Genomic DNA, 22,519 nt, shown 5'->3' on the forward strand with positions numbered 1-22,519 from the left:
ACCGCCATGTCTGGTAACGGAACCACCGGTGACGATCCGCTCCAGACCGCGGTATGGCGGTTGCGCAGCCGGGCCTGCTGGGCCGACGCGGCGGCACTGCTGCCGGCCGACCGCCCCGCCCCGGCGTTGCAGCGGGCCACGCTCCTGGTCGAACGGTGCCTGTACACCGAGCGGGGCTGGGAGGAGGCGGAGGACGCGCTGCGCACGGCGGAGGCGCTCGCGCAGACCGACGAGGAGCGCGGCGCGGCCGCCTGCGAACGGGGCCAACTGGCGTACGCGGCCACCCTGCACGGCGTCCGGGACCGGGTGGACGAGGCGCGGGCGGCGCTCGGGCGGGCGGCGGCGCTGATCCCTCCGGGGGCTGCCGGGAGGGCGCTGCTTGACTTCCGCCGGGGCCTGCTCGCCGAGAACCTGACCCGGTCGCCGCAGGCGGCCCGCGCCGCGTACCGCAGGGCCCACGCGGGCGCCACCGCCCACGCGGACCCGCTGCTGCTGTCCTTCACCTGGCGCCACCTGGCCGGACTCGCCCTGCGCGACGGCGAGCTGGCCGAGGCGCGGCACGGCTTCGCGGAATCGCTGCGGCTCAGGGAGGAGTTGGGCTACCTGGTCGGCACGGCGCCCGCGCTGGCCTCCCTGGCGGAGACGGAGGAGGAACCGGAGGCGTCCCGTCTGCGGGAGGAGGCCCGCCGGCTGTTCCGCCTCCTGGGCGGCGTGCCGACCTGGCTGGCCCACCAGCTCACCCCGCCGGCCCCGGGAACGGCGACGGCCTAGCCCCCAGGGGCGCGGGGAACTGCGCCACCGGCCGCGGCGCACCCCGGCCGGAGCACGGTGGGTCCCGCGGTCGCGCCGCCGTTCAGCCGGCGTCCGCGAAGTGCTCCGCGACGATCCGCCGCACCGCGTCGAGGTCTCCCGCGCCCAGCGCGTCCAGCAGGGCCATGTGCTCCGCGGCGTCCGCCGCCGGCCGGCCCCGCCCGTACCGCACCGGCGGCCACTGCGAGCGGCGGTGGAGGTCCTCGGCGATCCGGACCAGCTGCTCGTTGCCGGACAGGGCCAGCAGCGCCCGGTGGAAGGCCCGGTCGGCCTCCGCGTACGCGGCCGGGCATCCCGACGCGGCCGCCCGCACCGTCTCCTCCGCGAGGGGCCGCAGCCCGGCCCACCGCTCGGCCGGCACCGTGCGCGCCAGCCGCAGCATCACCGGCACCTCGATGAGCGCCCGCACCTCGGCCAGCTCGGCCAGCTCCCGCTCCCCGCGCCGGACGACCCGGAAGCCCCGGTTGGGGACGACCTCGACGGCGCCCTCGAGCGCGAGCTGCTGCATGGCTTCCCGTACGGGCGTCGCGGAGACCCCGAAGCGTTCGCCCAGCGCGGGCGCCGAGTAGACCTCGCCGGGCTGCAGCTCGCCGGTGACCAGCGCGCTGCGCAGCGCGTCCAGGATCTGCCCGCGCACCGAGGAGCGGTGCACCCCGGCCCGCGCCCCCGGCTCGGGGTGTTCGGCACGGGTGTGCTCGCCCCGCGCCGCGTCCGGCGCCGCGGGGTTCCGCTCCCGGGCGGGCTCGCCGCCCCCGGCGGTCCACTGCCGCACCGGCGCCCGGACGGCGCCCCGCGGGGCCGCCGCGCCCTGCATGCCCTGCTTCACGGGTCCTCCTGGCGGCTTGTCGGCACTTGGGCCGTTGACGGCGGGTTGTCACCGGCCCGTCCAGCACCTTAGGCGCACGGGGCGGCTCTTCAAACTCCGCCCGAGCGGGTAAGGTAAGCCTTACCTGTTGAACCAGTCCGGGATCAAGGACGTGTCGAAGGGTCGGTGCCCCCATGCCCGTTGCGGCCTCGCCGTTCACCGCCGCGTACGACCGCCTCGCCGCGGCCTTCCCGGCGCTGGCCGTGACCGAGCTGGGCCCGGACGACCCGGCGCCCCGGGGCGGCGGCTGGGTGGCCGCGGCCGCACTGGCGGCGGCCGGCGCGGAGCTGGACGCCTACCTGGCCTGGGACGAGGCCCAGGTGCTGCGGGACTACGGCCGCAGGGCCCGCCCGGACGTCGTCGCGAGCTTCGGCCTGCACCGCTACGCCTGGCCCGCCTGCCTGCTCGTCACCGCCCCGTGGTTCTGGCACCGCCGCGTGCCCCGGCTGCCCGTGACGCACGTCTGGTACGACCGCACCGCCGGCCGCGCGGCCGTACGCCGCCCGGACTCCTTCGCCTGCCTGCCCGGCGATCCCGCCGCCGCGCTGCCCGGGGCCGTCGTCGTGCCGGACGAGGAGGCCCTGCGGGCGCAGGTGCGCGCGGCGGTCGCCGAGCACCTGGAGCCGGTGCTCTCCGCCTTCGGGCCGCGGATGCGGCGGCGCGGGCGGGCCCTGTGGGGCATGGCCACCGACGAGGTCGTGGAGGGGCTGTGGTACGTCGCCGGGCTGCTCGGCCCGGACGAGGAGCGGCGGGCCGTACGGGAGCTGGAGCTGCTGCTGCCGGGCGCGACCCTGCCGTACGCCGGTTCGGCCGGGTTCCGGTCCCCGGACGGCGCCGACGGCTCCGACGGCTCCGACGGCGCCCCGGCGCCCACCCGGGACCGGGTGAGCTGCTGCATGTTCTACACCGTGCGCCCCGAGGACACCTGCGCCACCTGCCCCCGCGCCTGCGACAGCGGGCGGATCGCCGCTGCCGCCGCCGCTGCCGCCTGAGGGTCCCTCAGGCGCGGAACGCGGCCGCGGGTCGCCTGGGATCGTCCGCAGAGGACCACCCGCCCGCGGGCCGGTTCCCGGGCGGGGAGTTCACCGCTCCCCCACCTGGCGCAGGAAGTTTCCGGGGAACCACCCGTACGGGTAGTCTTATTCGAACTCAACTCCCGTCCCTCACGCGGCAGTTCGAGCAGAACGCCGTCCTGGGCATCCCCTTGCGCCTCCTTGGCGGCCTCTTGCCCCGAAACCCCCTGAGGGCCGTCGGGAGTGGGCCACTATGGCGGGCGTTACGCCCTATCCCCATGCAAGGGACCCGTGATGAGACTGACCGACATATCGCTGAACTGGCTGCTTCCGGGCGCCGTGCTGCTCCTGGGCATGCTGGCGGCGGTGGCGGTGCTCGCGCGCGGCAAGCGCTCCTCCGGACAGAACGCGGGCGCGGACGACTCGTGGGAGCGCAGCGAGGAGCGCCGGCGGCGCAAGGAGGCCGTCTACGGCACGGCTTCCTACCTGCTCCTGTTCTGCTGCGCGGCGGTCGCTGCCGCCCTGTCCTTCCACGGCCTCGTCGGATTCGGCGAACAGAACCTGGGACTGACCGGCGGCTGGCAGTACCTGGTGCCGTTCGGCCTGGACGGCGCGGCGATGTTCTGCTCCGTCCTCGCCGTGCGCGAGGCCAGCCACGGCGACGCCGCCCTCGGCTCCCGGCTGCTGGTGTGGATGTTCGCGGCGGCGGCGGCCTGGTTCAACTGGGTGCACGCACCCCGGGGCGCGGGGCACGACGGCGCTCCGCAGTTCTTCTCCGGCATGTCGCTGTCGGCGGCCGTGCTGTTCGACCGGGCGCTGAAGCAGACCCGCCGGGCCGCGCTGCGCGAGCAGGGCCTGGTGCCGCGTCCGCTGCCGCAGATCCGCATCGTCCGCTGGCTGCGCGCGCCCCGCGAGACGTACCGCGCCTGGTCGCTGATGCTCCTGGAGGGCGTGCGCAGCCTCGACGAGGCGGTCGAGGAGGTCCGCGAGGACAGGCGGCAGAAGGAGGAGGCCCGGCAGCGGCGGCGCGACCAGCAGCGCCTGGACCGGGCCCAGCTGAAGGCGATCAGCCGGGGCCACCGCGGCTTCGTCGGCCGGGGCGGCCGGCAGGTCGAGGTGCAGGCGGTGGAGCGCGGGGCCGCGCCGGCGACCGCGGAGCCTGCCATATCGACCGCGGAGCAGCTGCCCGTCCGCTCCCGGCCCTCCCTGCAGCCGGTCCGCAAAGAGGCTGAGCCGGTGACGGTCGACCTCACCGCGGAGGACGACACCATGGCGCTGCCGCGTCTGGACTCCCTGGAGCGCAAGCTCAAGGACCTGGAGCAGCAGTTCGGCTGAGCGTCCGGTGACCCGGGACACGGGAGGCCGGACACCACGGGGCGGGGGCGTGACCGCACGGGTCACGCCCCCGCCCCGTCGCCTTTCCCCCGGCTTCCCCCGACTTCCCCCGACTTTCCGTCGCCGTGGCCGGCTCAGGCCGCCTCGGCACCCAGCTCGAACCACACCGACTTCCCCACCCCGTGCGGCTGCACCCCCCAGGCGTCGGCGAGGGACTGCACCAGCACCAGGCCCCGGCCGTGGGTGTCGTCGTCCGTGTCCGGTCCGCACACCTCGGGCCTGCGGGAGACGAAGTCCCGTACCTCCACGCGCAGTCCCGCGGGCTCCACGACGGCCGTGAGGACGGCGCCGTCGTCGGTGTGGACGAGTGCGTTGGTGACGAGTTCACTGGTGAGCAGTTCGGCGATCTCCGAGCGGCCCGGTTTGCCCCAGTGCCGCAGCAGTGCGCGCAGTTCCCGGCGGGCCTCCGGCACCGCCCCCAGGTCGGCCCGGTCCAGCCGGCGCCGGAGCCACTGCGCGTGTTCCGCGATGGTGTCGGCCCCTTCCCCCGCGATGTCCCCCGTCTTCACCGAGGAGGCCCCGACGGTCACGGGACCGCCCCCTCGCGCCTGCCTCTTCATGACCCCCGCCCGCACGCTGTCGGCCCTGCCCCTCCTGGTCGAACACGTTCACGGGGGATGCTTGCCCAGCGGACCCACGGCCAGTCATGGGGGGCGCCCGATGACCGGCGGTTCGGCCACCGCCGCGGGCCGGCGTCCCCGGCCCGGGACACCGCCGGCCCCCGTACCACGGGCTCCCGGACCACCCCTGGGCCCCACTGACGCCCCGTGACGGCCGCCCCGCCGCGTCCGGCACCCGGAGTCGGCGTACCGTCACGGGCGGTGAAACTGGCCGAAACCCACTCCCGTGACGGCGACGGCGACGGGTGCGGGCGGTGCTGCGCGTGCCGGGGGTGCTGTTCGGTGCCGGGGATGCTGTTCATGCGTGCTTCCCCGTTCCGGTGGGTGCGGCCGGTGGTGCCCGGTGAGCCTCGGCGGCGCCGGGGAGCGTCCGCGGCGATCGGCGGACCTGGAACCATGCCACCCCTTTTCACGTGCACGTACAGGAGTGCCCGGGACATGTGTCCCGGGCCGGGACGAGCACGGAGGACGGGTACGGGTGTCGGCCGAGGACGAGGTGGCGGAGTTCGCGGCGCTGCTGCGGGCGTGGAAGGACCGCACGGGGCGCAGTTACGGCTCGCTGGCCCGGCGGGTGGGCATGAACACCTCGACCCTGCACCGCTACTGCGCGGGCGAGGCGGTACCGCAGGACTTCGCGCCGGTGGAGCGCCTCGCGGCGTTCTGCGGGGCGACCGCGGAGGAACGGCTGGCCCTGCACCGGCACTGGCTCCGCGCCCTGGCGGCCCGGCAGCGTCCCCGGACGCCGGAGGCACCGGACGGCGACCCGACCGGGACGCCCCCGCACCCCCGCCCTGCCCCCGACGGCGCCCCCGCCGGTCCGCCGCCCGCGGACGCGGCGTCCGGGGCCCCGGCCGCCGCGGACGGACGCACGCACGTCCCGCCCGCGGACACCGGCGCGGCCGCCCCGGCCACGGACCCGGCCGCCACCGCCGCCGGGGACGCGCGCACGAGGGCCCCCGCCGCCGACGAGGCGCACCCGGCGGGCGCCGGGCCGGGCGGGGGCGGACCGGGCCGGCGGCGCCGGTACCGGCGGGCCGCGGTCGCCGGTGCGGTGACGGCGCTGGCCGTCGCGCTGGGGGCCGTGTCGGCGGACCTGTACGTCGACTCGGCCGGCTCGGCCCACTCCGGCACCCCGTCACCGGCGGCCGCCGCAGGGGACCGCGCCGCAGGGGACCGGGCCCCGGCCGGAGCGCCGGGCGCCACCCCGGTCCGTCCGACACGCTCGCCGTCCCCCTCCTCCTCGGGCTCCTCCTCGCCCTCCTCCTCGGGGGGCGCCCGGCGTCCGGCGTCCCCCGAGCGGCCGGGCGGCCCCCCGCCCGCAGCCCGTACGACCGCCGCCGGTGCGGCCGCCGTCCCGCTCACGTGGACCGCCGACTCGCAGGTCTGGGACCTGGGCTGCGACCACGACTACGTCGTCGCCGCGAACCCGGACCGCGTGCCTCCGCCGCCCGCGCCGCAGGACGCCGGCGCCTGGGCGGCGACCCAGGGCGCGGTGCACGGGCACGAGACGCAGGTGCGCATCTCGGTGCAGGGCCGCTCCGGCACCGCCGTCGTCGTGGAGGGCGTGCGGGTACGCGTCGTCGGGCGCGCCGCTCCGGTGCACGGCAACGTCTACTCCATGGCGCAGGGCTGCGGCAGCGACATGAGCCCCCGGCACTTCGCCGTCGACCTGGACAAGGACCGCCCGGTGGCGCGCCCCGTCGCCGCCGTCTCCCAGGGCGTCCGGCAGCCCGCCGCCCCGCCGCCCTACCGCGTCTCCGCGAAGGAGCCGGAGCAACTGCTGGTCAAGGCCCGCACCGACGGCTGCGACTGCCGCTGGTACCTGGAGCTGGACTGGTCCTCGCAGGGCCGCACCGGGACCGTCCGCGTCGACGATCACGGCCGGCCCTTCCGGACCAGCGCCGTCGGGGGCCTGCCGCACTACTGGTACGGCTCCGACGGCGGCAGGCGCCGGTGGATGCCGCTGACGCGCTGAGCGCCGGCCGGGGACGGCGCCGGTATCAGGGCCGCGGCACGTTCCGCAGGTTGGAGCGGGCCATCTGGAGCATCCGGCCCACCCCGCCGTCCAGGACGATCTTGGAGGCGGACAGGGCGAACCCGGTCACCATCTCGGCGCTGATCTTCGGCGGGATGGACAGGGCGTTGGGGTCGGTGACGATGTCCACGAGGGCCGGACCCTCGTGCCGGAAGGCGTCCCTGAGCGCGCCGGCGAGCTGCTCGGGCTTCTCCACCCGCACCCCGTGGGCGCCGCACGCCCGGGCCACGGCGGCGAAGTCGGGGTTGGTGTTGGCGGTGCCGTGCGAGGGCAGTCCCGCGACCAGCATCTCCAACTCGACCATGCCCAGACTGGAGTTGTTGAACAGCACGACCTTGACCGGCAGGTCGTACTGCACGAGCGTGAGGAAGTCGCCCATCAGCATGGAGAAGCCGCCGTCACCGGACATGGAGACGACCTGCCGGCTCCGGTCGGTGAACTGGGCGCCGATCGCCATCGGCAACGCGTTCGCCATCGACCCGTGCGAGAAGGAACCGATGATCCTGCGGCGGCCGTTGGGCGAGAGGTAACGGGCCGCCCAGACGTTGCACATGCCGGTGTCGACCGTGAACACGGCGTCGTCGTCGGCGAGTTCGTCCAGGACGGCGGCCACGTACTCGGGATGGATCGGTACGTGCCTGTCCACCTTCCGGGTGTACGCCTTGACCACGCCCTCCAGCGCGTCGGCGTGTTTGCGCAGCATCCTGTCGAGGAAGCGCCGGTCCGTCTTCTCCCGCACCCGCGGGATCAGGCAGCGCAGCGTCTCCCGGACGTCCCCCCACACGGCGAGGTCGAGCCGGGAGCGGCGGCCGAGCACCTCGGGCCGCACGTCGACCTGGGCGATGCGCACGTCGTCGGGCAGGAAGGCGTTGTAGGGGAAGTCGGTGCCGAGCAGGATCAGCAGGTCGCACTCGTGGGTGGCCTCGTAGGCGGCGCCGTAGCCGAGGAGCCCGCTCATCCCGACGTCGAAAGGATTGTCGTACTGGATGTGTTCCTTTCCTCTGAGGGCGTGCCCGATGGGCGACTTGATCTTCCCGGCGAACTCCATCACCTCGGCGTGCGCGCCGGCCGTGCCGCTGCCGCAGAACAGGGTGACCCTGTCGGCCGCGTCGATCATCTCCACGAGCGCGTCGATCTCGGCGTCACCGGGCCGCACGGTGGGCCGGGAGGTGACGAGCGCGCTCTGCGGCGCCTTCTCGGGGGCCGGTTCGGCGGCGATGTCACCGGGCAGGGACACCACGCTGACGCCCCGGCGCCCGACCGCGTGCTGGATGGCGGTCTGCAGCAGCCGGGGCATCTGCTTCGGGCTGGAGATCAGCTCGTTGTAGTGGCTGCACTCCTGGAACAGCCGGTCCGGGTGGGTCTCCTGGAAGTAGCCGAGGCCGATCTCGCTCGACGGGATGTGCGAGGCGAGGGCCAGGACGGGCGCCATGGAGCGGTGGGCGTCGTACAGACCGTTGATCAGGTGCAGGTTGCCGGGACCGCAGGAGCCGGCGCAGGCGGCGAGCTTCCCGGTGATCTGCGCCTCGGCGCCGGCCGCGAAGGCGGCGGTCTCCTCGTGGCGCACGTGGACCCAGTCGATGGCGGTGTTGCGGCGGACGGCGTCCACGACCGGGTTGAGGCTGTCCCCGACGACGCCGTAGAGGCGGCGCACTCCGGCACGGACGAGGATGTCGACGAACTGCTCGGCGACGTTCTGTTTGGCCATGGCTTCCGTGTGCCCCTTCGCCGTCCCGGGATACGCGCCCGCCGATCCGGCGTCCCCGGGAGCCGCGGGTCACGCCTCCCACACGACCGCCGCCGTACGGTCGTCGGCGTGGCCCTTCACCCGCACCTGGGCGTCGGCGAGGAACGCGTCCAGCCCGGGCGGGGTGCGGCCGGACCAGCGGCGGGCCAGGTGGGCGCAGAGGGCGGGTTCGCCGCGCAGCGGGCCGGCCAGGCCCGCGGTGCACATCACCAGCGCATCACCCGGACGGGCCACCGAGGCCCGGAAGCGGAACGGCTCGCGGGGCGGTCCGGGGTCCGGGGGCGGGGCGGGCTCGAACGGGCTCGGCGGGGTCGGGATGCCGAGGTCCATCGTCAGCCGGTCGCCCTCGGGCGTCCGCTCCGGCGGTGAGCCGAAGCCGGCGACGGGCGCGCCGCCGGCGCCGCCGGGCGGCACGCGCGGCTCGATGTCCTGCCAGGCGCCGTCGCGCAGCCGGAACAGGCCGCCGTCGCCGACGCCGAAGAACACGCGGGTACGGCAGTCGGGGTCGGCGGGCAGCAGCAGACAGCGCAGGCCCGCCGCGTGGTCCTCGGGGTCGGCGCCCCGTTCGGCGGCGCTCGCGCGCAGTCTGCCGAGGCTGCGGTCGGTCAGCCGGTGCAGACCGGACTTGAGGTCGCCGCGCCGGGCCGCGCGGATGTCCTCCACGAGCCGCTGGTGGCTGCGGCCCACGGCCCGCCCGATCCACCGGCACGCCTCGGCCGCCGCCAGGTGCGCGGCCGGGGTGGCCCGCGAGCCGGTGGCCATCGCGACCAGGACCAGCGCCTGCTCGCCCGCGCCGAACCGCGCGGTGAGCAGCGCGTCCCGGCGCGGCTCGCCGCGGTGGCGGCTCATGTCCCCGCGCAGCGACACGGCCCGCAGCGTGCACGCCCCGTACCGGGCGCCGTCCAGCACGGTGTCCGGGACCAGCTCGTCGAGCGCGTCCGGGGCGGCGAGCGGAAGCGCGGTGGGCTCCGGGTCGTAGGCGGGGGGTCCGGAGCCGACGTGGTCGACGGCCGCGGGGACGGACGCCGCGGCGGAGGGCCCGCCGACCGGGGGCGGCCCGGCGGCGCCCGGCGGCGCCGCCGGGGTGTCGGGGACGGGTGGTGCGGTCTTCGGCGGGGCGGTGCGCGGTCCCGGTCCGGCGGGCGGCGGGGGCTCGGTGGGCGCGGTGCGCTGTGCCGGCACCGCCGCGCCCGCGGACGCCTGCGGCTCGGCGGCGGCCGGTGACCACGGCGGCGCCGGCGGGGGCGCCGACGTCGGTGCGGGCGCCGGCGGCCGTGGCGCCGGGCTCCCCCGGCCGGCGCCGTCGGCGCCGTCGTCCTGCCCGGACGGCGTCCGCGCCGGCGGCGCCGGGCGTCCCGCCACCGCGTTCCTCGCCGAGGCGAAGCGGTCGTCCAGGGAATCGTGCGCCGCCGCGGGACCCGTGTCCTGGGTGGAGTCGTCGTACAGCTGTCCCCACCAGTCGTCCTCCGGACGGGCGGGCCTTCCCCCCTGCTGGCTCATGCCCTTGATTGTCCACCGCACGGGCGCCGGGGAAACGGGGCATCGGGAAATTGCCGTGCACCCGTCCCCGCCGGACGGCGTGTCGCGTGAGCGGGTGAACAGCCGTACGGCACCTGGCCCTTGACCGCCGGCGCGCTGCCCGGAGGGGGTCAGCGGATCAGGGCGCGGCGGACCGTCTCGGCCACGGCGGCCATGCCCCGGTCGTTGAAGTGCAGGTGGTCTCCCGGGTCGTAGCCGGGCAGGAGCCGCACCGGATCGGCCGGGTCCCGGACGGCCGCGTCGGCGTCGGCGACCGCGTCGAACGCGCCGCCGCCGCGGATGAAGGCGTTCACCCGCTGCCGTACGGCCTCCCGGGCGGCGGTCCAGGCCGGGTGACCGCCGTACGGTGTGAGGGTCACGCCGACGACCCGGATGCCGCGGGCGTGGGCGCGGGCGACCAGGGCGCGGTAGGCCTCCGCGTAGGCGGCGGTGTCGTGCGCCTGCGGGACGCCCGTGATGTCGTTGATGCCCTCGAGGACGACCAGGGCCCGCACCCGCGCCCGGTCCAGGGCGTCGGCGTCCAGGCGGGCGAGGGCGCTGGGGCCGGTGCCGTCGCGCAGCAGGCGGTTGCCGGCGATGCCCGCGTTGAGGACGCCGAGCCGGTGGCCGCGCAGCCGCCGGGCGAGCCGGTCGGGCCAGCGGCGGTTGGTGTCAGGGGTGGAGCCGGTGCCGTCGGTGAGCGAGTCCCCGAGCGCGACGACGCTGCCGGCTGCGGCCCCCCGGACGTCGACGCCGGTGACGTAGTACCAGCGGCTCGTGGTCGCGGTGTACGCGCCGCCGTCCTCGTCGGCGGCCCGGCCCGCGCCGGCCGGGGCCACATAGCTGGTCTGCAGGGCGGTGCGGTGGTGGGTCGCGGGCCCGGAGTCGTCCGGGGTGTGGACGGTCACGAGCAGGTCCGCGCCGGCCCGGACGGGCAGCGCCACCGGGTCGGTCACCGTGTCCGCGCCGGGCGGGACGGTGATCTCCCGGTCGCCGTGGAAGGTGGCGGTGCGCAGTATGCCGGGCACGGCGTCGGGGCCGGCCGCCCGGCGCACCGCGACGGTGACCGCGCCCAGGCGCAGCGGCCGGGTGCCGAGCCGGTTGCTGAGCCGGACGCGGACGGCGACGCCGCCCAGGCTGAGGTGCACGACGTTGCGGACGGCGGCGCCGGGCAGCGCGGCGGCGGTGCCGGAGGGGGCCGCCTCCCAGCTGCCGGTCCAGGGCAGGCCGATTGGTTCGGCGACGGCCGGGGCCGCCAGGGGCGGCAGCACGGCCGTGAGGAGGACCGTCAGACCCCGTACGCCCTTGCCCATGCTGCGCCCGCCCTTCCCCGTGGCCCGTCGGAGCCGACCGTGCCACACGGCCGGCGCGCGGCGGCGCAGCGTCCGCACCGGTCCACCCGCTCGGCGTAGGCGGCGGCCCCGGCGCGGTGCCGGGCACGGTGCCGGGCGCGGGGCTGTGCGCCGGCCGGGCCGCCGGACCTGCCGCTGCGTCGTCGCCCGTGCGGTCGCGGGTGCTCGGGCGGGCGGGGACACGCCCCGACCGCCGCTGTCCGAGGGACGGGAGCGGCTCATGGGCAGGGGCGCGCCGGTCCGGCGAGCGGATGCGCGGACGCCGCCGGAGCACCGCCGACGGCGTGTCCGGCCGGCCGCGGGACGCCTACGGCCGCAGGACGCCTTCCAGGGTGAGCAGCCGGACCTTGCGGTCGACTCCGCCCGCGTACCCGGTCATCGAACCGTTCGCGCCGATGACCCGGTGACAGGGACGCAGGATCAGCAGCGGGTTGGCGCCGATCGCCCCGCCGACGGCGCGCACCGCCGCCCGGGGCGCGCCGATCCGCGCGGCGATCTCCCCGTAGGTGGCCGTGGCGCCGTACGGCACCGCGTCCAGGGCCGCCCACACCCGCTGCCGGAACGCGGTGCCGTGGGCGCGCAACGGCAGGCGGAACTCCTTCAGTTCACCGGCGAAGTAGGCGTCGAGCTGTTCCGCGGCGGCGCGGAACGGCCCCGGGTCGCGCAGCCAGTCGTCCTGGACCGTCCGGCCGCCCTTCTGGCCGGGCACGGACAGCGAGGTGAGCGCGCCGTCCGGGTCGGCGGTGAGCAGCAGCCGGCCGACGGGAGAGTCCAGCTCGGTCATGTACACGGTGGTCATCGGCCCGACTCCTTCGCCACGCACAGGTGCTGCACCCCGTAGGACCGCCACGGCCGCCAGCCGCCGGGGACGTCGGCGCCGGGCGGGGCCACGTCGGGATCCCCGAGAGCGCGGACGCGCAGCACGGCGACGGTGGCCGGGTCCATGCCCGGCAGGGCGAGCAGGGCTTCCTCGGCGTCGTCCCGGTCGGCGCCCGGGTCCAGCCGCAGGGCGCCGTCGGCGAGCGCGGCGGCGAGAGCGCCCAGCGGGCCGCCGGGCTCGGCCTCGGCGAGGACGGCGGGCTCCGGGAACAGGTGGGTGAGGCTGCCGCAGGGCGCGTCGAGCGCCTTGCCGTACCGGCGCACCAGTTCCGCGGCGCCGTGCACCCCGGCCAGAGCGCGGACCGCCGGTTCCAGCGGGTCCACGGCGCCCGGCGAGCGCAGCCCGGGCCGGGCGGCGACCAGGGGGGCCAGGCGCGGGTCGGCGCCGAGCCGCTCGTCGACGGCGTACGGGTCGGCGTCCAGGTCGAACAGCCGCCGCAGCCGCTGCACGGCGGTGGTGAGGTCCCGCGGGTCGGTGAGGTGGAGCCGGGCGTCGAGCCAGCCGCCGGGACGGGTGCCGGTCCCGGCCCTCGGCGCCCGGGTGCGTTCGTGGACGGCGACGATCCCGGTGCCGTACGGCAGCCGCAGGCTCCGACGGTAGGTGCGGGCGCCCGGGGCGCCGGCCACCTCCTCGACGCCCGGCACGGCCTCCCGTGCCAGCTGGTCGAAGACGGCGGCGGCCTGGTACGGGCCCCGGTGGGCGAGACGCAGCGGGATGCCCGCGCCGGGTGCGGCCCGGCGGGCGCCCCGGCCGCGGGGTGCGGCGGCGCGCACCTCGGTCGGCGTCGCGCCGTACACCTCGCGGACGGTGTCGTTGAACTGCCGCACGCTGGCGAACCCGGACGCGAACGCGATCTCGGTGACGGGCATGCCGGTGGTCTGCAGCAGCATCCGTGCGGTGTGCGCCCGCTGGGCCCGGGCGAGCGCCACGGGTCCGGCGCCCAGCTCGGCGGTGAGCTGCCGCTGCACCTGCCGGGCGCTGTAGCCGAGCCGGGCGGCGAGTCCGGCGACGCCCTCGCGGTCCACGACGCCGTCGGCGATCAGGCGCATGGCCCGGCCGACGACGTCCGCGCGGACGTTCCACTCCGCCGAGCCCGGCACGGCGTCCGGGCGGCATCGCCGGCAGGCCCGGAAGCCGGAGCCCTGCGCGGCGGCGGCGGTCGGGAAGAACCGCACGTTGCGGCGCTTCGGCGTGACCGCCGGGCAGCTGGGCCGGCAGTAGATGCCGGTGGTCTCGACGGCGAAGAAGAACACCCCGTCGAACCGTCCGTCCCGGCTGCGCACCGCCTCGTACCTGCTGTCATCGTCCATCACGCGTCCCAGTGTGGGCCGGGGCCGAGGGCCGGGCCAGCGGAAATCGGACGTCACGTTCTCCCGCCCCGGGCAGCCGTGCCGCCGGGCACGCGGCCCCGGACGCCGGGGCCGGAAGGGGCGCCGGACCGCCGCCGGGCAGTCCGCGGACGCCGGGAGGGGCGTCGGCGGGCCCGTCCTGGGCAGGGGCCCGGGACGGGCAGGCGTCGGCGCGGGGTCCTTCTCAGGGGCGGTGTCCCCGTTTGGCCGCTCCGGCCGCCTTTCCCTCCGCCTGCTTCCGCTTCCACTCGTTCTTCATCTCGGCGCGGAGGCGGGCGTCCGACTTGGTCACGATCCACTGGTTCTCCCGCACCAGCTTGCGGTAGCTCTCCAGTCGCCGTTCCGGGAGCTCGCCGTCCGCCACGGCGGCACGCACCGCGCAGCCCGGTTCGCTCTCGTGGGCGCAGTCGTGGAACCGGCACCGCCCGGCCAGTTCCTCGATCTCGGCGAACACCTGCCCCACGCCGTTCCCGGCGTCGTACATGCCGACGCCCCGCAGTCCCGGTGTGTCCATGAGCACCCCGCCGGAGGGCAGGGCGAGCAGGTTGCGGGTGGTCGTGGTGTGCCGGCCCTTGCCGTCGACGTCCCGGGCGGCCCGCACGTCCATGACGTCGGCCCCGGCGAGCGCGTTGGCGAGGGTGGACTTGCCCGCGCCGGACTGGCCGAGCAGCACGGTCGTGCCGGAGCCGACGAGCGCGAGGAGGGTGTCGAGTCCGTCGCCGTGCAGGGCGCTGACGCTGAGCACCGGCACGCCGGGCGCGCTGGTCTCCACGTCCTGCACGAGGTGGGCGAGGGTGACCGGGTCCGGCACGACGTCCGCCTTGGTGAGGACGACGACGGGCTGGGCGCCGGACTCCCAGGCGAGGGCGAGGAAGCGTTCGATCCGGCCGAGGTCGAGTTCGGCCGCGAGGGACACGGCGACGACGGCGCGGTCGACGTTGGCGGCGAGGATCTGCCCCTCGGACCGCTTGGAGGAGGTGGAGCGGACGAACGCGGTGCGGCGCGGCAGGTACGCGCGGACGTAGCGGGGGGAGCCGTCGGGGTCGACGGCGACCCAGTCGCCGGTGCACACGACCCGCATCGGGTCGTGCGGGGTGACGAAGGCGGTGTCGGCGCGGACGGTGCCGTCCGCGGTGACGACGTCGCACTGGCCGCGGTCGACCCGGACGACCCGGCCGGGCAGCAGTCCGTCGGCCGCGTACGGGGCGAACGCGTCGGCCCAGGCCCGGTCCCAGCCGTAGCGGGCGAGGGCGGGGATCGCAGCGGGGATGGAAGTCAAGGGAGACCCTTCACAAGGGTGGCCCCGGGCAGGCGCGTTCGGTGCGCGGTCGGTTCAGCCGGCGGCCACGGAGGTGGACTTGAGGAGTTCCTGGGTCGGGGCAGAGCCCGGCGCGGTGACAGCCATCGGTCGGCACCTCCTCGTCCTCGCTCGCGCGTGCGCACGCCGCCGCGGCGTGCCCGCTCACTGTAGCCCACGGCCGGGGAGGTGCGTCACGGCATTTTCCGCCCGTCCGGCTCCGGCGTTCGGGGTTCTCGACCCGTCGCGCACGGCGTGCCGTCGAGGGGGAAGGCCCGCGGCGCCCGGTTCGCGCCCCTCCTGGAGCCGATGGACACGAAGGACAGGCAAGGACAGCCTGCCGTGCGCGGTGACGGTCCTGTTGTGGCCGGCGGCGGTGGCGGTGACGCGGGAGCCGTCCTGGTGACGGTGGCGTCCCGCATCCGGCCGGCCCGCCGGCCGTCGCGGACGGTCCAGGACACCCGCCGGCCGGTGAGGGGACGGCCGGTGAAGGGCCGGCCGGTGGTGACGGCGACGGCGGCCTGGGAAGCCGTCGGGCCGCTGGCCGGGCCGCTGGGTAGGCGACCCGGCAGGCGGGCGTCCGGGGGGCGGCGGAGGTGGCGGCAGGGCCGGGCGGCGGGCGGAGGTACGGGCGCGGGCGGCGTTCGGCTCACCATCGGGCCCCGTGCCGGGTCACACCCCCGCCGGCGCCTCCCCCGGCCGGTGGGCCGGTTCGTCCGCGGGCAGGCTGTCCATGAAGGAGCTGACGGAGAACACCGCGCGGCCGGGTCCGGGCGGGCCGTAGCCGGGCGGGGAGGACAGGCCGAAGTCCTCCATCGTCTGCCGGTAGGCCTGCAGCAGCCGGATGTGGTACTCGAGCGGCGCGCCCTGCGGGTTGGCCTTGCCGAGCGGGGTGGTGGGCTCCGGGCACCAGGTGGTGAAGCGGGGGGTGATGCCGTGCGACATGAAGAAGCGCAGGCCCTCGGTGGTGGAGGCGATGGCCTCGTCGACGGTGGTGAAGCCGAACGGCTCGGCCATCTCCACGCCCGCCACGAAGTTGGGGATCACGTTGCGGGCGCCGAACACCTCGGCGGAGTCCAGGATGCGCCGGTGCCATTCGTCCCGGCCGACGTACCGCTCCTTGCCCGGGCAGTACAGCTCGAACAGCCGCCGGTCCCACACCTCGAAGTTCGGGTGGTAGATCTGCACGCCGTAGTCCTTGAACCGCTGCACGTCGGGCTTGGGCAGCGCCTGCGCCACGACCTTGCCGATCCAGCGGCCCGGGAAGCGCTCCTCGATGGCCTTGGCGTAGTGGCCGTAGAAGTCGGCCTCGTCCCGCCCGGCGACCGTCTTGGTGATCGCACCGCCGGTGAGGGTGTAGGCGGTGGACGCCTTCTGGGTGTCGTACCGGTCGATGATCTCCAGCGCCTCGAGGACCTCCTCGACGTCCTTGACGCCGGTGTACGGCCGGCCGGCGGCCTTGTGCTGGCGCCAGTTGTGGTTGATGTCGCAGTACTGGCACTCCTCCTTGGCGCCGAAGTACTGGCAGACCCGGAAGACCGTCAGGTAGATCAGATAACCCCACTGGATGGTGGGGGCGACCTCCATCACCGACTTCCCGTTGGACAGGGTGTGCCGGTAGTACTCCGGCATCGGCGGCACGCCGACGTCCGCGATGCGCCGGCCGTCCAGGTACAGGCCGAGCAGTCCCTCGTCGTCGGCGGCGACCCGGTACGGGGAGGCGGGGTTCACCCGCACGGAGACGACCGTCCGCCTCAGGTCGTACGGACCGCCCGTCAGGATGATCTCCTCCGGGGGCCGGCGCAGCGCGGCCTCGCCCAGTTCGGGCAGCGTGCCGTGGTCGAAGGAGAAGATGAAGTACGACTTGGGCTTGACGTCCCCGTCCTCGTTGTCGCTGAGAGCGGACGCGTCGAAGGCGACTCCGCCCCGGAGCAGGTCCTCCTTGAAGACGGCTTCCCGCGGCACGTGCGGGAACCGCTCCATCAGATCCTCGACCAGTGCGGTGCGACTGCCCATGCGTCCGTCTCCTCCCGGCTCAGGCGTACGCCCCCCACCGTATGCCCCCGCCTCCGGCCCGCCCGTGCCGGGTCCCCGCGAGCGCGGCGGCCTCCTTCTCGGCGTTGGCTCCGGGCCCCCGGTCCCGGCGGGCCGCGCTCAGGCCGCCCGCTCCAGCGTCGCCGGGTCGACGGCGTGCAGGAGGCCGTCGCCGCGGGACAGCCGCTCGGCCTCCTGCACGACCGTGAGGCCCAGCCGGGCCACCTCGTTGCCCTGGGAGCCGGCCAGGTGCGGGGTGACGAAGGCGTTCGGCAGGTCGTAGAGCGGTGAGTCGGCGGGCAGCGGTTCGGGGTCGGTGACGTCCAGGACGGCGCCGAGGCGCCCGGCGCGCAGTTCCGCGACGAGCGCCTCGTGGTCGACCAGGGCGCCGCGGGCGGTGTTGACGAGGACCGACCCGGCCGGCATCAGGGCGAGTTCGCGGGCGCCGATCAGGCGGCGGGTCGCAGCGGTCAGGGGGGCGTGCAGGGTGACGGTGTCGGAGGTGCGCAGCAGCTCGTCCAGCGGCAGCAGCGGGACGCCGAGGCGGGCGGCCTCCGGCGCGTCCACGTACGGGTCGGCGAGGGTGACCGCGAGGTCGTGGGGGCGAAGCAGTTCGATCAGGCGGCGGCCGACGCGGGAGGCTCCGACGACGCCGACGCGGCGGCCGTGGTTGCCGATGCCGGGGACGATCTCGCCGTAGGGGTGGGCGGCGCGCCGGGCGCGCAGCAGATCACGGGCGGCGAAGGCGTCCTTGCCGGCGAGGAGGATCACCGCGAGCGTGTACTCGGCCACGGGCCGGGCGTTGGCCTCGGCCGCCGAGGAGACGACGATGCCCCGCCGCCAGACCTCGTCGGTGACGAACCCCTTGACCGAGCCGGCCGCGTGCAGCACGGCGCGCAGCTCCGGCGCGGCGTCCAGGGCGGCCGCGTCCAGCCGGGGGCATCCCCAGCCGGTGATGAGGACCTCGGTGCGGGCGAGGGCGTCCCGCATCCGGGGGTCGGTGAGGTCGTGCGCCACCACGGCGGGGTCGATGTCCAGGCAGGCGCGCAGCCGGGCGAGCAGTTCCGGCGGGAAGACGTGCGGCACGTTGCGGGCCGTCATGGCGAACAGTGCTCGGGGACGCTCGGGCAAGGACGTGACCTTCCGCTCGGCGGCGCACGGGACGGTGACCGTTCCTACGGTAGGCGGCGGGTGAGAGGGTCGGCGCACACGCACCGCATCGGGAGGGACGCGACGGATGATCGGGACCGCGAGGACGACGGGCACGACGGGCACGACGGGGGCGGCAGGGGCGACGGGGGCCGAGGACACCGCCGGGACGGGGGCCGTGGGGGGCGCCGGGGACGCGGGCGCGTGGACCAACTGGGCGCGCACCGTGACCTACTCGGCGCGGGAGTTCCACCGTCCGCGCACACGGGAGGAGCTGGCGGCGCTGGTGGCGGGCAGTGCGCGGGTGCGGGTGCTGGGCAGCGGGCACTCGTTCAACCGGATAGCCGACCCCGGCCCCGACGGCGTCCTGGTGTCCACGGCCGGGCTGCCGCCGGAGACGGAGGTGGACACGGCCGCGCGCACGGTCCGGGTGTCGGGCGGGGTCCGCTACGCGGAACTGGCCCGCGCGGTGCACGCGCACGGCCTCGCCCTGCCCAACCTGGCGTCCCTGCCGCACATCTCGGTGGCCGGTTCCGTGGCGACCGGCACCCACGGCTCGGGCGTCGGCAACGGGCCGCTGGCCTCGGCGGTCAGGGAGGTCGAGCTGATCGTCGCGGACGGCACGACCGTGACCGTCGGCCGGGACGACCCGCGGTTCGACGGCGCCGTGACCTCGCTCGGCGCGCTGGGCGCCGTCACCGCGCTCACCCTCGCCCTGGAGCCGGCGTACCAGGTGGAGCAGCGGGTGTACACCGGGCTGCCGCTGGACGGGCTGGACTTCCCGGCGGTGGCGGCCGCCGGCTACAGCGTGAGCCTGTTCACCGACTGGCGGGAGCCGGGCTTCCGGCAGGTGTGGGTCAAGCGGCGCACGGACCGGCCGGCGGTGGACTTCCCGTGGGCGGCGCCCGCGGCGGGGCCGCTGCATCCGGTGCCGGGGATGCCCGCGGTGAACTGCACCGAGCAGCTGGGCGTGCCGGGACCGTGGCACGAGCGGCTGCCGCACTTCCGGGCGGAGTTCATGCCGAGCAGCGGGGAGGAGATCCAGTCGGAGTACCTGCTGCCGCGGTCGGCGGCGCTCGACGCGCTGCACGCGGTCGACGGCATCCGGGAGACGGTCGCCGGTGTGCTCCAGGTCTGCGAGGTGCGCACGGTCGCCGCCGACCCGCAGTGGCTCAGCCCCGCCCACGGCCGGGACTCGGTCGCGCTGCACTTCACGTGGGTGAAGGACGCGGCGGCGGTGCTGCCGGTGGTGCGCCGGCTGGAGGAGGTGCTCGACGTGTTCGATCCGCGTCCGCACTGGGGGAAGGTGTGCGCGATGCCGTCGGCGGTCCTCCGCCGGCGGTACGCCCGCCTCGCCGACTTCCACGCCCTGGCCCGCTCCCTGGACCCGGCCGGCGTCTTCACCAACGACTTCCTGCGGGACCTGTTCGGCTCCTGAGCACCCGCGCCTCCGGCGGGCCGACGCCCCGACGTGCCCTTGTGGAAGGACCCGCCAGCCCCTAGCGTGCCGCCGGGGGTCGCACGGACCGGCCGCGAGGGCTGAGCGAGGAGACCGATGTCCTTCCGCACGCGCACCGACCACGTCGAGGACGTCTCCCCGGGCCGCGGGACCCTGCCGCCGCGCGCCTGGTACGCCTCCTCCGACGCGCCGTCCCTGTCGCTCAACGGCTCCTGGCGCTTCCGGCTGTCGGACACGGCCGACGCCGAGGACGACTCCTTCGCCGCGCCGGGGTACGACGCCGGGGACTGGGCGGAAATCCGCGTCCCCGGCCACTGGGTCCTCCAGGGCCACGGCTCCCCCGTCTACACCAACCACCGCTACCCGTTCCCGGTGGACCCGCCGCGCGTCCCGACCGAGAACCCGACCGGCGACCACCTGCGGGTGTTCGCCCTGCCCGCGGACTGGCCGGCGGCCGGGGGCGCGGTGCTGCGCTTCGACGGGGTGGAGTCCTGCGCCCGGGTCTGGCTGAACGGCACGGAGCTGGGCGACTTCAAGGGCTCGCGGCTGCCGCACGAGTTCGCGGTCGGCCGGCTGCTCCGGTCCGGGGACAACGTCCTGGCGGTGCGGGTCCACCAGTGGTCGGCGGGCTCGTACCTGGAGGACCAGGACCAGTGGTGGCTGCCCGGCGTCTTCCGGGACGTCACCCTGCTGCACCGCCCCGCCGGCGCGGCCCGGGACTTCTTCGTGCACGCCTCCTACGACCACCTGACCGGCACCGGCGTCCTGCGCGTCGACTCCGAGGCGTCCGGCCGGGTCACCGTCCCGGAGCTGGGTGTGGACGTCCCGGCCGGAGAACCGGTGACGGCGCCGGTCGAGCCGTGGTCGGCGGAGACGCCGCGGCTGTACGACGGTGTGCTGGACACCGGGGGCGAGCGGGTGCCGCTGCGCATCGGTTTCCGCACGGTGCGGGTGTCGGACGGCCTGATCCGGGTCAACGGCCGTCCGGTGCTGTTCAAGGGCGTCAACCGGCACGAGTGGCATCCGGAGCACGGGCGCGCCCTGGACCGGGAGACCATGCGCGAGGACGTGCTGCTGATGAAACGGCACAACGTCAACGCGGTGCGCACCTCCCACTACCCGCCGCACCCGGCCTTCCTGGACCTGTGCGACGAGTACGGCCTGTGGGTGATCGACGAGTGCGACTTGGAGACGCACGGCTTCACCGAGCAGGGCTGGCGGGACAATCCCGCCGACGACGACCGCTGGACCGCGGCCCTCCTCGACCGGGCGGCCCGTACGGTCGAGCGGGACAAGAACCACCCCTCGGTCGTGATCTGGTCGCTCGGCAACGAGGCGGGCACCGGGCGGGGGCTCACCGCGATGGCCGGGTGGATCCGCCGCCGCGACGCCTCCCGGCCGGTCCACTACGAGGGCGACCGCGACTGCCGCGACACCGACGTGTACTCGCGGATGTACGCCGGCCACGCCGAGGTGGAGCGGATCGGACGGGGCCTGGACGGCGGGACGCGCAGGCGCCGCTCCCTCCCCGTCATCCTCTGCGAGTACGCGCACGCCATGGGCAACGGACCCGGCGGACTCGCCGACTACCAGCTGCTGTTCGAGGCCCACGACCGGCTCCAGGGCGGCTTCGTGTGGGAGTGGATCGACCACGGCATCGCCCACCCCGCCCTGGGGTACGCCTACGGCGGCGACTTCGGGGAGGAGCTGCACGACGGCAACTTCGTCTGCGACGGCCTGCTCTTCCCCGACCGGCAGCCCTCCCCCGGGCTGGTGGAGTACAAGAAGGTGATCGAGCCCGTCGCCGTCACGGGCGACGGCATGGCCGGCACGGTCCGCATCACCAACAAGTACGACTTCGCCGACCTGTCGCACCTGGCGTTCACCTGGTCGTACGAGGTCGAGGGCGAGCCGGTGCGGTCGGGGACGCTGGACGTGGGCGCGGCCGGTCCCGGCGAGAGCGTCGAGGCCGGGCTGCCGGCCGTGCCGTCCGGGGCGCCGGCCGGCGAGGCCCACTGGACCGTCCGCGCGGTGCTCGCCTCCGGTACGACGTGGGCACCGCGGGGTCATGTCGTCGCCTGGGGGCAGATCCCCGTGTCGGCGCGCCGGGCGCCGCACGTCGCCGCGACCGCCCGGCCGGTGCTGCGGGACGCGGCCGTCACCCTGGGGCCCGGCGTCTTCGACGCCCGCACCGGAGCGCTGCGCTCCGTCGGCGGTGTGCCGGTCACCGGTCTGCGCCTGGACGTGTGGCGGGCCACCACCGACAACGACGACGGGGCCGCCTGGCAGAGCGATCCGCGCCACGGCCCGCTGTGGCGCGCGCTCGGCCTGCACCGGGTGCGGCACCGCCTCGACGCGGTGGAGGCCGGCGCGGACGCGCTGACGGTCCGTACGCGGGTGGCGCCGGCCGCCCGTGACCTGGGGCTGGCGACGGTGTACCGCTGGACCTCGGACGGAGACCGCCTGCGGCTGACCGTGCGCACGACCCCGGAGGGCGACTGGACGGTCCCGCTGCCCCGCCTCGGCGTCCGCTTCGGGCTGGCCGCGGCCGACCGGGTGCGGTGGTTCGGCGGCGGTCCCGGCGAGGCGTACCCGGACACCAGGGCGGCCTCCGCGGTGGGCCGCTGGCGGTCGACCGTGGACGCGTTGCAGACCCCGTACGTGCGCCCCCAGGAGAACGGCGCCCGGATCGACGTGCGCTGGGCGGAACTGGGCGGCCTGCGCGTCGAGGGGGATCCGGTGTTCCTCCTGACCGCCCGCCGCTGGACCACCGAACAGCTGGACGCCGCGGCCCACCGCACCGACCTGACGCCCGGGCCCGCGTCCGGCAGCGGTTCCGCCGCGGCGGTGTGGGTCAACCTGGACCACGGCCAGCACGGCATCGGGTCCCAGTCCTGCGGCCCCGGCCCGCTGCCGTGGCACCGCCTGCGGGCCGAACCGGCGGTGTTCTCCTTCGTCTTCTCCGCCTGCGGCGCCGGATAGGCCGGCCGCCGCTC

At 76.2% G+C, this 22,519-nt stretch carries 16 protein-coding genes; 6 read left to right on the forward strand and 10 right to left on the reverse strand.

Annotated elements, in window-relative coordinates:
* Positions 1-6 precede the first annotated feature (6 nt).
* Entirely contained in the window at positions 7-771 is a 765-nt protein-coding gene (locus ABZ261_RS00740; RefSeq protein ID WP_356854392.1) for a hypothetical protein, read from the forward strand.
* Positions 772-853: 82 nt separating this feature from the next.
* On the opposite strand, the gene ABZ261_RS00745 is transcribed toward ABZ261_RS00740, so the two are convergent.
* Positions 854-1,636: a GntR family transcriptional regulator gene (locus ABZ261_RS00745; protein WP_356854393.1), complete on the reverse strand. Its 783-nt coding sequence runs from the start codon at positions 1,634-1,636 to the stop codon at positions 854-856.
* 173 nt (positions 1,637-1,809) lie between these two features.
* Here ABZ261_RS00745 and ABZ261_RS00750 point away from each other — a divergent pair, with 173 nt between their 5' ends.
* A complete protein-coding gene (locus ABZ261_RS00750; RefSeq protein ID WP_356854394.1) occupies positions 1,810-2,667 on the forward strand; it encodes a (2Fe-2S)-binding protein in 858 nt (285 codons plus the stop codon).
* Positions 2,668-2,982: 315 nt separating this feature from the next.
* A complete protein-coding gene (locus tag ABZ261_RS00755) occupies positions 2,983-4,023 on the forward strand; it encodes a DUF2637 domain-containing protein (protein WP_356854395.1) in 1,041 nt (346 codons plus the stop codon).
* A 134-nt stretch (positions 4,024-4,157) separates the two neighbouring features.
* Here ABZ261_RS00755 and ABZ261_RS00760 read toward each other — a convergent pair whose 3' ends face one another.
* Positions 4,158-4,613: an ATP-binding protein gene (locus tag ABZ261_RS00760; RefSeq protein ID WP_356854396.1), complete on the reverse strand. Its 456-nt coding sequence runs from the start codon at positions 4,611-4,613 to the stop codon at positions 4,158-4,160.
* A 568-nt stretch (positions 4,614-5,181) separates the two neighbouring features.
* Here ABZ261_RS00760 and ABZ261_RS00765 point away from each other — a divergent pair.
* The gene (locus ABZ261_RS00765) at positions 5,182-6,678 is read left to right on the forward strand and encodes a helix-turn-helix transcriptional regulator (protein WP_356854397.1); all 1,497 of its coding nucleotides are present in this window, start codon (positions 5,182-5,184) and stop codon (positions 6,676-6,678) included.
* Positions 6,679-6,703: 25 nt separating this feature from the next.
* On the opposite strand, the gene ABZ261_RS00770 is transcribed toward ABZ261_RS00765, so the two are convergent.
* The 8 genes from ABZ261_RS00770 to ABZ261_RS00805 all read right to left on the reverse strand — a co-directional run bounded on the left by ABZ261_RS00770 (position 6,704) and on the right by ABZ261_RS00805 (position 18,046).
* Positions 6,704-8,446, reverse strand: coding sequence for a pyruvate dehydrogenase (locus ABZ261_RS00770; protein WP_356854398.1), 1,743 nt, complete (start codon positions 8,444-8,446; stop codon positions 6,704-6,706).
* A gap of 69 nt (positions 8,447-8,515) precedes the next feature.
* Entirely contained in the window at positions 8,516-9,985 is a 1,470-nt protein-coding gene (locus ABZ261_RS00775; RefSeq protein ID WP_356854399.1) for a protein phosphatase 2C domain-containing protein, read from the reverse strand.
* 149 nt (positions 9,986-10,134) lie between these two features.
* Positions 10,135-11,316: a GDSL-type esterase/lipase family protein gene (locus ABZ261_RS00780; RefSeq protein ID WP_356854400.1), complete on the reverse strand. Its 1,182-nt coding sequence runs from the start codon at positions 11,314-11,316 to the stop codon at positions 10,135-10,137.
* 346 nt (positions 11,317-11,662) lie between these two features.
* Complete coding sequence (locus ABZ261_RS00785) at positions 11,663-12,154, reverse strand: methylated-DNA--[protein]-cysteine S-methyltransferase (RefSeq protein WP_356854401.1); 492 nt, start codon at positions 12,152-12,154, stop codon at positions 11,663-11,665.
* Positions 12,151-13,545 (reverse strand): AlkA N-terminal domain-containing protein, encoded by a 1,395-nt coding sequence (locus ABZ261_RS00790; protein ID WP_356854582.1) that lies wholly within the window; start codon positions 13,543-13,545, stop codon positions 12,151-12,153. Before ABZ261_RS00790 ends, ABZ261_RS00785 begins: the two co-directional genes overlap by 4 nt.
* A 223-nt stretch (positions 13,546-13,768) precedes the next feature.
* On the reverse strand, positions 13,769-14,863 hold the full coding sequence (rsgA, locus tag ABZ261_RS00795; RefSeq protein WP_356854402.1) for a ribosome small subunit-dependent GTPase A: 1,095 nt from the start codon (positions 14,861-14,863) through the stop codon (positions 13,769-13,771).
* Between the two features lie 690 nt (positions 14,864-15,553).
* On the reverse strand, positions 15,554-16,897 hold the full coding sequence (locus ABZ261_RS00800) for a radical SAM protein (RefSeq protein WP_356854403.1): 1,344 nt from the start codon (positions 16,895-16,897) through the stop codon (positions 15,554-15,556).
* Positions 16,898-17,035: 138 nt separating this feature from the next.
* Positions 17,036-18,046 carry a hydroxyacid dehydrogenase gene (locus ABZ261_RS00805; RefSeq protein ID WP_356854404.1) on the reverse strand — a complete coding sequence of 337 codons (1,011 nt, stop codon included), beginning with the start codon at positions 18,044-18,046 and terminating at the stop codon, positions 17,036-17,038.
* A 106-nt stretch (positions 18,047-18,152) separates the two neighbouring features.
* On the opposite strand from ABZ261_RS00805, the gene ABZ261_RS00810 reads away from it, so the two are divergent.
* Positions 18,153-19,502, forward strand: a complete 1,350-nt coding sequence (locus ABZ261_RS00810; protein ID WP_356854405.1) for an FAD-binding protein — start codon at positions 18,153-18,155, stop codon at positions 19,500-19,502.
* Between the two features lie 117 nt (positions 19,503-19,619).
* Positions 19,620-22,505, forward strand: coding sequence for a glycoside hydrolase family 2 TIM barrel-domain containing protein (locus ABZ261_RS00815; RefSeq protein ID WP_356854406.1), 2,886 nt, complete (start codon positions 19,620-19,622; stop codon positions 22,503-22,505).
* Positions 22,506-22,519: the final 14 nt, after the last annotated feature.

It is taken from the genome of Streptomyces sp. NPDC006193 (assembly GCF_040613915.1).
GTDB lineage: Bacteria > Actinomycetota > Actinomycetes > Streptomycetales > Streptomycetaceae > Streptomyces.

Bases quoted from the DNA above. Each gene is read 5' to 3' on its own strand.
- ABZ261_RS00785 (WP_356854401.1), bottom strand. From the start codon at position 12,154: ATGACCACCGTGTACATGACCGAGCTGGACTCTCCCGTCGGCCGGCTG.
- ABZ261_RS00740 (WP_356854392.1), top strand. From the start codon at position 7: ATGTCTGGTAACGGAACCACCGGTGACGATCCGCTCCAGACCGCGGTA.
- ABZ261_RS00815 (WP_356854406.1), top strand. From the start codon at position 19,620: ATGTCCTTCCGCACGCGCACCGACCACGTCGAGGACGTCTCCCCGGGC.
- ABZ261_RS00810 (WP_356854405.1), top strand. From the start codon at position 18,153: ATGATCGGGACCGCGAGGACGACGGGCACGACGGGCACGACGGGGGCG.
- ABZ261_RS00780 (WP_356854400.1), bottom strand. From the start codon at position 11,316: ATGGGCAAGGGCGTACGGGGTCTGACGGTCCTCCTCACGGCCGTGCTG.
- ABZ261_RS00790 (WP_356854582.1), bottom strand. From the start codon at position 13,545: ATGGACGATGACAGCAGGTACGAGGCGGTGCGCAGCCGGGACGGACGG.
- ABZ261_RS00775 (WP_356854399.1), bottom strand. From the start codon at position 9,985: ATGAGCCAGCAGGGGGGAAGGCCCGCCCGTCCGGAGGACGACTGGTGG.
- ABZ261_RS00755 (WP_356854395.1), top strand. From the start codon at position 2,983: ATGAGACTGACCGACATATCGCTGAACTGGCTGCTTCCGGGCGCCGTG.
- ABZ261_RS00770 (WP_356854398.1), bottom strand. From the start codon at position 8,446: ATGGCCAAACAGAACGTCGCCGAGCAGTTCGTCGACATCCTCGTCCGT.
- ABZ261_RS00750 (WP_356854394.1), top strand. From the start codon at position 1,810: ATGCCCGTTGCGGCCTCGCCGTTCACCGCCGCGTACGACCGCCTCGCC.
- ABZ261_RS00800 (WP_356854403.1), bottom strand. From the start codon at position 16,897: ATGGGCAGTCGCACCGCACTGGTCGAGGATCTGATGGAGCGGTTCCCG.